This is a genomic window from Trinickia dabaoshanensis (assembly GCF_002879885.1).
Classification (GTDB): Bacteria; Pseudomonadota; Gammaproteobacteria; order Burkholderiales; family Burkholderiaceae; genus Trinickia; species Trinickia dabaoshanensis.
Genome location: NZ_PNYA01000005.1, coordinates 142,302 through 154,602, shown reverse-complemented (window position 1 = coordinate 154,602; position 12,301 = coordinate 142,302). Strand labels below are relative to the sequence as shown.

General features: G+C 62.6%; 12 protein-coding genes and 1 pseudogene. 9 read left to right on the top strand and 4 right to left on the bottom strand.

The window, feature by feature from the left end:
• Positions 1 to 145: 145 nt before the first annotated feature.
• Entirely contained in the window at positions 146 to 1,432 is a 1,287-nt protein-coding gene (locus tag C0Z18_RS07275) for a substrate-binding domain-containing protein (protein ID WP_102644715.1), read from the bottom strand.
• Positions 1,433 to 1,831: 399 nt separating this feature from the next.
• On the opposite strand from C0Z18_RS07275, the gene gspF reads away from it, so the two are divergent.
• From gspF to C0Z18_RS07235, 8 genes and pseudogenes are all read left to right on the top strand, one after another.
• Positions 1,832 to 3,046 (top strand): type II secretion system inner membrane protein GspF, encoded by a 1,215-nt coding sequence (gene gspF, locus C0Z18_RS07270; protein WP_102644714.1) that lies wholly within the window; start codon positions 1,832 to 1,834, stop codon positions 3,044 to 3,046.
• Positions 3,046 to 3,540 carry a GspH/FimT family pseudopilin gene (locus C0Z18_RS07265; protein WP_102644713.1) on the top strand — a complete coding sequence of 165 codons (495 nt, stop codon included), beginning with the start codon at positions 3,046 to 3,048 and terminating at the stop codon, positions 3,538 to 3,540. Before gspF ends, C0Z18_RS07265 begins: the two co-directional genes overlap by 1 nt.
• A gap of 149 nt (positions 3,541 to 3,689) precedes the next feature.
• Complete coding sequence (locus C0Z18_RS07260; RefSeq protein WP_102644712.1) at positions 3,690 to 4,445, top strand: STN domain-containing protein; 756 nt, start codon at positions 3,690 to 3,692, stop codon at positions 4,443 to 4,445.
• 39 nt (positions 4,446 to 4,484) lie between these two features.
• Entirely contained in the window at positions 4,485 to 5,033 is a 549-nt protein-coding gene (locus tag C0Z18_RS07255; RefSeq protein WP_102644711.1) for an RNA polymerase sigma factor, read from the top strand.
• Between the two features lie 5 nt (positions 5,034 to 5,038).
• Positions 5,039 to 6,067, top strand: a complete 1,029-nt coding sequence (locus C0Z18_RS07250; protein WP_233217221.1) for a FecR family protein — start codon at positions 5,039 to 5,041, stop codon at positions 6,065 to 6,067.
• Between the two features lie 220 nt (positions 6,068 to 6,287).
• Complete coding sequence (locus C0Z18_RS07245; RefSeq protein WP_102644710.1) at positions 6,288 to 6,569, top strand: FecR/PupR family sigma factor regulator; 282 nt, start codon at positions 6,288 to 6,290, stop codon at positions 6,567 to 6,569.
• Between the two features lie 109 nt (positions 6,570 to 6,678).
• On the top strand, positions 6,679 to 6,969 hold the full coding sequence (locus C0Z18_RS07240) for a nucleotidyltransferase family protein (RefSeq protein WP_102644822.1): 291 nt from the start codon (positions 6,679 to 6,681) through the stop codon (positions 6,967 to 6,969).
• A 31-nt stretch (positions 6,970 to 7,000) separates the two neighbouring features.
• Positions 7,001 to 7,503 (top strand): annotated as a pseudogene (locus tag C0Z18_RS07235) (recombinase family protein).
• Positions 7,504 to 7,701: 198 nt separating this feature from the next.
• Here C0Z18_RS07235 and C0Z18_RS07230 read toward each other — a convergent pair.
• Positions 7,702 to 8,529 (bottom strand): hypothetical protein, encoded by an 828-nt coding sequence (locus tag C0Z18_RS07230; RefSeq protein ID WP_102644709.1) that lies wholly within the window; start codon positions 8,527 to 8,529, stop codon positions 7,702 to 7,704.
• Between the two features lie 164 nt (positions 8,530 to 8,693).
• On the opposite strand from C0Z18_RS07230, the gene C0Z18_RS07225 reads away from it, so the two are divergent.
• Complete coding sequence (locus tag C0Z18_RS07225; RefSeq protein WP_146013961.1) at positions 8,694 to 10,343, top strand: type II toxin-antitoxin system Phd/YefM family antitoxin; 1,650 nt, start codon at positions 8,694 to 8,696, stop codon at positions 10,341 to 10,343.
• On the opposite strand, the gene gspK is transcribed toward C0Z18_RS07225, so the two are convergent.
• Together gspK and C0Z18_RS07215 are read right to left on the bottom strand one after the other, a co-directional pair.
• Positions 10,340 to 11,332, bottom strand: coding sequence for a type II secretion system minor pseudopilin GspK (gene gspK, locus C0Z18_RS07220; protein ID WP_102644707.1), 993 nt, complete (start codon positions 11,330 to 11,332; stop codon positions 10,340 to 10,342). The two genes, C0Z18_RS07225 and gspK, sit on opposite strands and share 4 nt — an antisense overlap.
• 59 nt (positions 11,333 to 11,391) lie before the next feature.
• Positions 11,392 to 11,949: a hypothetical protein gene (locus C0Z18_RS07215; RefSeq protein ID WP_102644706.1), complete on the bottom strand. Its 558-nt coding sequence runs from the start codon at positions 11,947 to 11,949 to the stop codon at positions 11,392 to 11,394.
• Positions 11,950 to 12,301: the final 352 nt, after the last annotated feature.

The following is a 12,301-nucleotide window of genomic DNA, read 5'->3' as shown; positions in this document are numbered from 1 at the left end:
CGTACACGGCGGCAGCTGTCTTGGGTGCCGCCGCTGCTCTCGCAGGTTGCAGCGTACGGAGGCTGTTTATCGCGTCGACAATAAAAAAACTGCGGCGCTTGGGTAACCCCAGCGCCGCAGCTATTCAGCGGTCAGAAAAGTTCGATTAACGACCCTTACCGGCGCACACCGTGGCATTGCCGATATCGAGGTTGTAGCCGCTGGTGTTGCTCAGGAAGTCGGCTTGGATGGCCGTCAAGAAGTTCGACGGTACCGTATCGAATCCGTTGCCGTGAACGATCGAGGCGAACGAAGCGCTCGTGTAGTGGTTCGACAGGAAGTCATGGACCGCAGTCGTCACGCCCGAGGTAGCATAGCACTGGCTCACGAGGATCTCGCTCGTGCCCGAAACCGGATAGCCCGAAGCAGGCGTTCCGCTATTCGGTACCCAATTGGCCTGGTTGCTAGCCTTTGCGGGCGTATTGGGAGCCGCAGAGCCGCTAACCGCCAACGTCGCATTGGCGGCCGTCGGCGCGTAGTACGTGCCATTGGTTGCGTTGACCAAGCTAGCTACAGCCAACGCCGGCGAAGCCGACGAACTCGACGGAGCGAGGAACGTGTTCGTGTAGTCCGGGCTCAGGTAAGCGACGGCAGCCTGGGTACCGGACGTTTGATAGCTAAGCAGCGCGGAACGGATACCACCGCTGCCGGCGGCGCCGACGAAGTTCGACGGAGGCGTGTTGTTCGGGAAGTTGCTCGCGAACGTGAGACCGTCGGCGAACGTGACGTTCGAATTCGACGTCGTACAAACGGCGTGCAGGTGGCGCGTCAGCAGTTCGGTCGTGCCGCTACCGTCCGTACGGTAGACGACCTTGATCGGGGTACTGGTCGTCGTATAAACGGAGTGCGTTTCGGGGTTGACTACCGCGTTCCAATCCGTGATCTTGCCCGAGAAAATCCCGCACAGATCGTCGTCGTTCAGCGCGATGCTGTGCGCTTGGCCCGGCGTCGTTTGCGGCGTCGTCGTGCTCGTCACGGCGGGGCCGTTGACGACGGGCACCGTGATCGGCGTCACGATGTACGGGATTTGGATCAGCGGACCGTCAACCGTGGCGAGGCCGCTCTTATAAGCCGTGATTTGCGTGGTCGTCAGCGCGGCGTCGCTGTTGGCGAAATCGACCGTGCCCGTGACAGAAGCGCCGAAGTACGTGGGTTGGTTGTTCAGGAAGGCGTTTTGACCGGCGCCCGAGCCCACCGAGTAGTACGTGAACGTACCTTCGGTCGTGCCGAAGGCACCGATTTCCGTGCCCGCCAGGCCCGGATTACCGATCGTCGGAGCGACGAGCGACGAACCGCCGCCTTGCACGAGCGGCGAGGCCATGGCTACGGAAGCGCCCATGCCCGAAACGACGAGAGCAAGGATCTGACAAATCTTGCGTTGACTGGATTTCATGAGATTCCCTAAACGAAGATAAACGGAGAACTTGCTTGATGCGGCCGGAATGGCTGAAGCGCCGCGCAAGCAATGTAGGATGAAATCCGATTTAATCGTGTGAATTTTTAATAACGGAAGGTACGTAACATTCTTGCCGCAGGAGTGAAACCGTTTTTCATTGGTAGGACAGACAAGGAAATAAAATCATTCCATTGCGGATGAAAAACATTGAAACGTCACAATAGCGAAATCCTACAGCGCTCAAGCTGAAATACAACTCACTTAAATTCATAAATGTTGCCCACCATCCGTCATGATTCCGCCGCGTTCGCGGCTTACTCTCGCCAATAGCCCGATCTCCGGGCGAGGCGGCAACGAGAGGAAAGGGAAGGGATTCGAGCGATCGGGGAGCGCAAGATGTCGGCATTCCGTTACGAGGCGATCGATCATGCCGGCAAGACAGCGCGCGGCGTGTTGGAAGCCGATAGCGCACGCGCAGGACGCGGGGTCTTGCGCGCGCAGGGCTTCACGCCGTTGATGGTCGAGCCCGCAGGCATCAAACAGGCGTCCCGTCCGGGCCGATCCACGCTAGGGCGCAAACTCTCTCAACGCGAACAGGCCGTCATCACGCGCCAACTCGCGAGTCTGCTGATAGCAGGTCTCCCGCTGGACGAATCGCTATCGGTCCTCTCCGATCAAGCCGAGCGCGACTATGTGCGCGAATTGATGGCATCGGTTCGTGGGGAAGTAGTCGGCGGCCATTCGCTTGCCAATGCACTCGCGCAACATCCTCGCGATTTCCCCGATATTTATCGCGCTTTGGTCACCGCGGGCGAGCACACGGGTAAGCTCGGCCTTGTCTTGTCTCGCCTAGCCGACTATATCGAGCAAAGCAACGCACTCAAACAAAAGATCGTTTTGGCGTTTACCTACCCGGGCGTCGTCACATGCATTGCATTCGGTATCGTCGCGTTTTTGTTGAGCTATGTCGTCCCCCAGGTTGCAAACGTATTTAGAAGCACGAAGCAGGAATTGCCGTTTCTGACGATTGCGATGCTGGCGCTGTCCGCTTTCGTTCGCCACTGGTGGTGGGCCGCACTGGCGGCCATTGGCGTGGCGGTCTACGCCATTCGCACGGTGCTTGCACAGCCAGGCCCGCGTCTGTCGTTCGATCGGTGGGCGCTCAAGGCGCCGCTAGCGGGAAGGCTCGTGCGTGGGTACAACACCGTGCGTTTCGCCAGCACGCTCGGCATTTTGACGGCGGCCGGAGTGCCGATCCTGCGCGCGTTGCAAGCCGCGGGCGAGACATTGAGCAATACCGCGATGAGCGAGAAAGTCGACGATGCGATCGTCCGGGTGCGCAGCGGTACATCGCTTTCCCGTGCACTGGGCAACACCCAGACATTCCCTCCCGTGCTCGTTCATTTGATCCGCTCGGGTGAGGCGACGGGCGATGTCACGACGATGCTCGATCGTGCTTCCGAAGGCGAGGCGCGCGAACTCGAGCGGCGCACGATGATGCTGACGAGCTTGCTCGAGCCGCTCTTGATCCTGGCGATGGGCGGCGTGGTGCTCGTGATCGTGTTGGCCGTGATGATGCCGATCATCGATCTAAACAACATGGTGCAGTAATGCCGCGGTACCCGTCGCGGCGCCCGCATCGTCGATCGGCAGCGGGCTTCACGCTGCTGGAAATGCTCGTCGTGTTGCTGATCGTTGGGTTGCTCACGGCCGTCGTCGCACTCGCGCCATCGAGAAATCGTCGTAGCGATCTCGCCGAGGAAGCGCAGCGGCTGGCCACGCTACTCGAATCCGCCGGTGATGAAGCGCAGGTCCGTTCATCGGAAATCGCCTGGGAGCCCGGTGGGGGCGGCTACCGTTTTTATCTGCGCGACGACGGCGGCAAATGGCGCCCCATGCAAGATGATCCGTTTCACGACAGGCACTGGAGCACCGACGTCACCAACGTATCGATCCGTTATAGCGGCAGCGGTAAAACCCTCTCGCGGATCGTCTTCGGCGAAGAAAGTATCGCGCCGCCGGTCACCATTACGCTTTCATCGGGCGCCGCGCATTTGAACGTAATCAGTACAGGAATAGGCAACTTCGTCGTGCGCAAGCCGTGATCGCATGCATCGCGACCATCGCGCCAACCCGATGCCGTTTCACCGGACTGTCACAGTCTTTTCCTACGATGCTTCGTTCGCTCGTTTCCTGACCGCGACGAGAGCCGCCGCTGCATGATCGCGCACGGTTCGTTTCCGGCCTTTGACCGATGACATTTTCATGGGCGCCGGCCGGTTTCCGGACGCTGATCGCATGCCTGCCGCTAATCCTCGTCGCGTATTGCCCGGCAGTGCAAGCGCAAAAGCAAACGCAGCCGCAAGCCCAGGGGATCGACGCCGGTAGTGCAAGCGGCAGCGCGGATCGCGCACGGCCCTTTCACCTAGCGCCCCAGCCGCTTGCCGATGCCTTGAAAAGCTTTCGTGCATCGAGCGATCTCGCGATCTTGGCGCCGGCGCCGCTTCTGGAAGGCAAGACGAGCTCAGCGGTGGAGGGGGAGTTTCAGGCACGTGAGGCGTTGGAGCGAATGTTGAATGGGACCGGTTTGCACGCCGAATTCATCGGCCCGGACGAGGCGATCATCGTGGCCGACGCCGTGCCGCCTCAGTCCGCGCAATCTCAGGTTGCCGGAACAGCATCCGATTCGCCGGCCGGCGGCATCGACGGCAACGAGGCCCGGCGCGCCTTCGCGGCGGTGTTGCAAGCGAATATGACGCGTGCTCTTTGCGCGGAGCCGGCCGCGGTGCCGGGTAGCTACCGTCTGCTCGCACAGTTGCGAATCGACGAAAACGGGAGGGTGGTGAAGGTGGACGTCGTCGAATCGAGCGGTCTCGCCGCGCGCGATGCGGCCGTGGCGCACGCGCTGCGCGGTCTCGCGCTCGATAGCGCTCCGCCGCCGGGCTTGCCTCAGCCGGTCGCGGTGCTGCTGCGGCCCGCCGGCAACGGCGTGCACATTCGCTGTCCCTAACGCTCCCACGCCCCCACGCGGCCACCGGAATCCGTCGCCATGTCCGACAGTCCCCGATCGCAACTCAAACAGATCTTGGCAGAGCGCTACGCCTATTTGGTTCGGCGCCTGGAGCGCGTGACGGGTTCGAAGGAGCGCGCATCCGATGCCTTGCATGAAACCTGGCTGCGCCTGGAGAATGCGAACGTATCGGCGCAGGTGGCCAACGCGGACGCCTATATCCTCGGCATGGCCAACAACGTGGCCATCGATCAGCACCGCCGCGAGCGCCGTCATCTGCACGACGACGATGTCGAGACCTTGCTCGAGGTGCCCGATGAACTTGCCAACCCGGAACGGATCGTAGCTGCACGCCGCAAGGTCGAAGCGCTGAAGGATGCGTTGCGCGGTTTGACGCCGCGACGCCGCGACATCTTGCTCGCCGCGCGCGTGGACGGTTTGTTGAATCGCGAGATCGCCGAGCGTTTCGGTATCTCGCTACGTCTCGTGGAGAGCGAACTGAGCGCGGCGATGAAGCATTGCATGCAATGCATGCAGGACATGGGCGATACGTTTCCTGGCTCGAAAGGCGGGCCGCGTAAATTCTGAGCGGCATGACGATGACGAAAGCGCGAGTCGATCTCTCAACCGATACTGCGGAAGATCCGCACGAGCAGGCCAGCCAGTGGTTGCTGCGGCTGCGCTCGGGCGCGGCAAGCCATGCCGATGCGGATGCGTTTCGCGATTGGTGCGCCAAAGAGCCCGCTCAAGCTGCGCTGCTCTCCGGTACATGGAGCGCATTGCGCACGGCGGCCGAGGAAATTGCGCAGGAAGTGGCCGAGGAGAAGCGGATAGGCGTGTCGTCGTGGGCAGACGCGGCCCTCAGGCGCCGCAAGGTCAATACGGGCCGGCGCGCGTTCGTCGGCTTTGCGGTCGCGGCCGGTGCGTCGTGGTTGGCGTTGCGCCCACCGCTCGGGCTGTGGCCTTCGGTCGGCGATCTGGCCGCCGATTATCGAACGGGCACGGGCGAGCAGCGGCAATTCGCGCTGTCCGAGCGCGTCACCGTGGAATTGAACACGCAAACGCGCGTGAATCTCGTATCGACGCGCACAGCCGGCAGAGGGATCGAACTCGTGGCAGGCGAGGCCGAGATCCATGCCGCCGCGCCGGCCCCCGCGCAAGCGGCGTACTTACGCCCCGTCACGGTGGTTGCCGGCCGAGGGCGAATCGAAGCGGCCGTCGCACGCGTCAATATCCGCAAGATGGGCGATCAGGTTTGCGTGACCTGTCTGTCCGGCACCGCCATGCTCGATCACCCGATTCGGCGCGCCTCCCTTCGCGCGCAGGAACAAGTGATCTATGACGACCGCCGCGTTCACCCGATTTCGACGGCGGATGCGGCTCAAGTAACCGCATGGCGGCGCGGCGTGCTGGTATTCGACGGCGTGCCGGTTTCGCAGGTCGTCGCCGAAATCAATCGCTATCGGCCCGGCAAGGTCATCTTGCGCAATGCGACGCTCGCGCGCAATCGCATGCAAGCGCAATTTCCGATTGCCAAGGTGGACGATGTCCTCGATATGCTCGCCAAGCTTTATGGCGCCCACGTCACACGGTTGCCCGGCGATATCGTGTTGCTGAGTTGAGCGCCTAAGTCCGCCGAAGCATGTCCTTGTGCCGATCCTTGCGGGTTATGCAAGCTCCATTCGACCTTATCGATGAAGGCCGGCTGAGAACCGGCCACCGAGGGGGCCGAAGCCGGCGGCAAGACGCGACGGCCGTGCCGCGCATCCGATCCGCCGCGCCAAGCGGCGCCGGGTAGGTTGTGCTCGGGCGCGCTCGCGCCCACTGCTATCGAAGGTCGCGATGATCAAGCGAGCTACGTGGGCGCCGGGTACTCATCCAATCACCCATACGCTGTCCGGCGAGGCATGCGACGGGGCCATTCGTTGGCTCTTGCGTCTGCGCTCGGGCCGGGCCAGCCGCAGGCAGCAAGCCGCTTTTATGCGCTGGCACGCGCAAAACACCGAGCACGCGCAAGCTTTAGAGGAAGCCGTCTGGATCTGGCGCATGCTGGGGTCTCGCAGCGTCCTGGATACGATCGTCTCCGAGGGGGCGTCTCGGAAAACGGAAGATAAAGCACGCTAAGCCGGTTGCGTCACACGAAACCAAAGCATTGCAATTCTCGAAAATGGTTGTTGAAACTCTATTCTCGAGTGCATACCATCTCCACGAGTTTCGATAAGAAAGGATGCTCATGCGACCGTCCGTCGTGCTTGACATGAAGCGAAGCGCTGTGCGTGAAGCGGTAGGCCGATTCCGCGCAGCGAACCCGCGCGTCTTCGGCTCGGTGCTGCATGGCACCGACCACGATGGCAGTGATATCGATCTGCTGGTCGATGCGTTGCCTGGTGCTACTCTGTTCGACCTGGGCGGTCTGCAAGTCGAGCTGGAATCGCTGCTCGGCATCCACGTCGATTTGCTGACGCCCGACGACCTGCCGCCGAAGTTCCGGGCCAAGGTGCTCGCGGAGGCGCGGCCGGTATGAGCGAGAAGCACGGGAAGATCGAGATTAAGAAATGCTGATAGGTTATGCCCGTATTTCGACGCAGGTTCAAAATCTGGAGTTACAACGCGAAGCCTTGAGTAAGGCGGGATGCAGCACCGTCTTTGAAGACTGCGCGAGGGCGATACCCTGGTTGTCTGGAAGCTCGACCGGCTGGGCCGGTCCGTCAAGCAACTGGTTGATCTGGTCGGCGATTTGCACAGGCAAGGCGTCCAGTTCAGGAGCCTTACCGACTCCATCGACACCGGCACGCCGTCCGGCCGCTTCTTCTTTCACGTCATGGCGAGCCTGGCCGAAATGGAGCGCGAGCTGACTGTCGAGCGCACCCGCGCCGGGCTAGAAGTGGCAAAGCAACTCGGCCGCAAGGGCGGTCGAAAACCGAAGATGACCGACAGCAAGGTCGAGTCTGCAAAGAAGCTGCTGGCCAGCGGCGTTCCTCCCAAGGACGTGGCCAAGAACCTCGGTGTGTCCGTTCCGACACTGTACCGCTGGGTGCCGGCCTCCGTGCACGCTTAGCGTGCTTCATTTTCTGTTTTCTGCGACGAGACCCCTCCGAGAAAAACGCCGCGGGCCTTAGCGACAACCGCTCGCCCGACGGTTAGCCCGCACCGAAGCCGCGTAGGCCCCACGCGAATTTCATCTTCTGCGCGATATGCGGGTTGAGCGCACTCGGTACGACCTAGTTATTGAGAGCAGCCGCGCATGCCGTGCGCGTCACCGAGAGAGCGCTCGATCGACCGTGGACGCACGCGCGGCATTCCACGCGGCGTCGAGCGGATCGTCGACGCTGCGATACGGCTCGAGCAAAAACGGAAATCGATCGGATAACGCCGCAGATTCACGCAAAGCCACGATATGATCGACCATCCACTGCAGCAGCTCGCCACCATGCCGAATTTGATCGGCGTTCCATGCCGGCATCGCATCGAAGAGCGCGGCGAAGCCGTCCCAGCGCGAACCGCGGCCGTTCGCTTCCGGCTTGATATAGGTCTTCAGGCAGACATCGTCACCGGCCGTCATTTCGCCGATGAAAAGGCCTTGGCGGGTCGGCACGCCGATCTGCTTCCAGCCTTCCACGAGCGCCAGCGCGCGCATCACGCGAGCCATTACGAACGCGACGCTCGTCTGCGATTCGATCTCGGCAAGCGAGGTCGTGCCGTTGCGTTGCATGCAGCGCGCGACGGCGTGCGGCCGCACGACGGTCGAAGCAAAGCTCCTGAGCACGAGATCGGGGACGGTCAATTGCAGTTGAAACTCGCGCAAGCCGTGCTCGCCGCTCATCGTCGAAAAATTGACGAACAAACCGTGCTCTCGCCCGAGCGCGCCCACATAGGGATCCAATCCAAGGCGCGCGAGTTTGGGCGCGACTTGCCGTTCGAGCAAACGCATCAAATTGCGGCGCGTGCGCGGTCCCGCGAAGCGCTCGATGCACTGCGCGACGAGCTCGGAGATCTCGGCGCGACGCTCCTGCGCCACCATCCGAGGAGATAGGCTCAAGTCGAAACGGGCGCGCCCGTGCGCGACGCGGGGGTCTACGAACATTGCGGAGTCTCGTGGGTACCTCGGCGTGCCCGGGGTACCGGCAGGCGGTACCCACGAGGCGTCCGATTGCCCGAGATGGTCGGACGGCGAAGCGTGCGCGTCAAGTGCCTCTTGGCGGCAATCAACCAGATGGCGGTGGACTCAACATTGACGGAGTGAATCAGGTGATACGCACGGTCGTGGAACGCTTTGTGGAGCAAAGTCCGGCCGCAGTCATGGCGAGGCTGGTGATGCAGTGGTCGTTGCAGGTGGAAACGACGCAAGATCCGACCGAGAAGGAGGACGGAGACGAACTGACGCGGGAACAAGTATTCGCACTCGTCGTACAGGCATTGGCCCCGATCGAAAAGCATGCGGGTAGCCCTGCGCGTTCCTCATGCAACCTTGCGCCGGAATTCGGCTCGCTCGTGACCTCGCTGCACGACAAGATGAGCCGCGTGCATCCTCATTGGGCGCGCTCGCTGATTACCGATAGTGTCGACGTGCTGCGCGCGGCTTCGATGCCGCGCAAAAGCGCGCCGCTTGCCACCGCGTCGGGGTATCGCTTGCGCGTGCTGGGATTGCCGAGTGCCGCGGTGTGCGACGAAGGCCCGGGCCGCGTAGCGCCCATCGACGAATCGGCGCGTACGATCGGATCGGCGCCGATGGTCCTTCCGGTCTACGATCCGGAACTCGCGATGATCGTCGATCTGCTTCCCTACGACCGGTCTCGCGCGCGCGGTCGCCGAATCGAATTGCAATCGGTTCGCCCAGGCGAGCTGTGGATCGTCGACGAGGGTGTCGATGCCGGCGCCGTGCTGATGAACTGGCCGAGGCATGGCGCAGCGTTCATCGTCCGCGACACAGGCGTGAGCGCGCCCTATCGGCAAAGCGAAGCCCCGCGCGAGGAAGGTGCTTATGACGGCGGCATGGCGTATGAGCAGTCGGTCGAAACCGACGACGACGCAGGCGGCACGCTCTCGTTGCGGCGCATCGTTTGGCGGCTGGCCGATACGATGGCGAGCATGAACGAGTACGAAGGCGAACTCGGCGATGAAACGTTCGCGATCCTGACCAACGCCCCGGCACACCAACTCGACGCGACAGAAGCGATTCGTCTGTTCCGAACGCCGTGGCGCGACGGTGCGCCGCTCCCGCTCGAAGCACTCGTGGACGACACGGTCCTTGCATCCGTCGCGCCGAGGGCCACATGGCTGGCGAGCGGGTTCGTCGCGCTGGCCTACAACATGCTGAGCACGATGATGCGCGCCGTCGCCTCGACGCTCGAGCTCGATCGCCGCGAACTCGCGAAGCTCTCCCAGCATATGACCGCGGGAATCGGCGCGGCCTACCCGGGCATGATGATCGCGCTGCCGCCCGAGGATTGGCGACGCTTCGATACGCTACCCGACGCGGAGATGCGCGAGATCTTGGGCCGCCTGGCGATCCATCTGGACCCGCGCAGCGAACGACGCAAGCGCCGAGATCAGCGCGCTTATACGAAAACGCAAGCGAGCTTGCGCGCGGCGACGTTGGAGCGGTTGCTGCGCGACGATGGCGAGATGCATGCCGCCGGCCCGTTCAAGCCGCATACGATCGCGATGGCCACGCGCGATTTCAGCGCCAATCCTTCGCGCGCCCTGCGGCATGCGAACGAATCGCTGGTCATGGTCACGAAATACAACCGGCCGATTGCGTTGCTCGTTTCGATCGACGATTGGAATCGGTTGATGGGCGAGGTGCGCGAAACGAGCATCGAGCGTCTTTCGCTCGACCGCGCGGGGCATGGATGCCTCGACGCCCAGGCGATGTTCGGCGAGCGCTCGTTCAATTAGCCGGCGAGGCGATGCACCCAAACCACTCGCGTCCAGCTAAAGTTGCCGATGCCGTATCGCGCGATCAACGTATCGATACGCACGTTGATACGCGCGCCATGGACGCGGCAGTGGACGAGGAAGTAGCCGCTGTCCACGCCGACGAGCGCCCCATCGGGCAACGTTGCGCCGGTTTGAACCGGCGCCAAAAATTCCGCGAGTTCGCCGGTACTGACGAAATGCGCGGTAGCTCTGCGCTCGGCGATGCGGTGCGCTTGACTGGCCGATAGCGTGGGGATGGCGGCCATCAGTACCGGCTCGGGCGCCGTATTCGCGTTGACGGTCGTGATATCGGGCAAAAAGGCCACATACGGGGCCAGCGCCGCGATCGCGTGCGCGTCGTAGCCGTCCACGCGGGCGAGATCGGGGGCGCTCACCAGTTGTAACGGCCACCGCCCCTCGGTGGGAGCTTGGGTTAGCGAGCGAGCGATGTAATCGGCGGTGCTTTTTGCTAGAGCCGGATCGAGCGATAGCGCTTCCAGCAACCGTCGATAGGCGAGCACGGCCGGCCCATTGGAATGCCACGGCTGCCCGGGCGCGGCCCGTTGAACTAGATCGCCGAGGTTCAGTCGCGCTTGGGCGTCCTCGACGCTTCCCGAGATCGAAGCGCCGGCGAGTTCGCCGTTGACCGCCGCGGCGCCGGGCGGGAAGAACCCGGCTAGCCGCAGCTCGCTCACCGGCACGGCCCAGGATTGCCCGCTGTAGGTCACATTCGATGTGGCGGTCTGTGCGCGCAATACCGCGCGCGCCCATTCCACGGCCGCGCGTTCGGCCCACATCGTTTGCACGGATAGGCGTTGATTCTCGACGTCTCGCGTGGCGACTTGCTCGCGCCACAGCACGCTGGCGGCAAGCGTGGCCGTGAGCGCGACGACGAGCAGCACGGTCACGATCGCGATCCCGCGCTCGCGGCGCACGGCTTTGCCGCGCGTTCTAATGGGTTCATGCATCGATGAGTCCGGGCTTGAACGTAGCGTGGGGCAGCTTGGGAAAAGGATTACCGCATGCCTTACGGTTCGAACGCGAGCCAAGCATGCAAGATGCTGGCATGCGCGGATGACGATATGCCGAAGGCCGCGGCTAAACCCGCGGCCCAGATCGCGAGCGAGGCCGGGTGAAGGATCGGTTGAGGCGACGCCAAAGGATCGATCAACGTTGTAATAGAGCCGGTCGTCCAGACCAGCAGCAAAAACAAGGCGGCCGCCGAAACCGCACCGACGCCGAAGCCGTAACGGGCGGCCGCCGCGCGCGTCACGAATGCATTGCGGTAATGCCGTTGATTGGCGAGCACGATCGCCAGCGCATTGGCGAGGGCGACGACGATCATGGCACCGGGCCAGAACAGCGGTTGATCGCTGCGCGGATCGACGGCCAGCAATAGCGCGACGATGCAAAAGGGGGGCGCGCTCACCGTGACCAGTAGCCATGACGCCAGTTGCCACGCGTACCACGGTTTGCGCCAACGCAATGGGACCGCCGGGGCGTGATCGTCCTGGCGATACTCGGTGGCGCGTGCCGCTACGCTTCTCGCTTTAAGACGCGCGATCAACCCGCTAGTAATCGACATGAAAACGTTTCTCCGCATGCATCCACGTGTAAACGTTAGGACGCACCGCGACGACCTATCCCGCACAGCGAATACGGAGACACGTCGTGGGTCCATCATTTAAACGATCGCTGTCATAAAAAGTTGCGATATCTAATACGACGATAGGCGGTTGAAGCGATTCAACCCGTATCGATCCGAGCGATACGTCGTGTGTCGGCGCGATGACAAGCGCGTAGACAAAAGAGTTTAAAAAATCCGTGCGGCACTAGGCGTCGCATTCCGTCTAGTGACTAGAGTGCCGCGTTTGCCGATCGAATACGTTCGAGCCGGTCGGTGCGCGCACAACCAATCGTGAATCTATATACGCGTC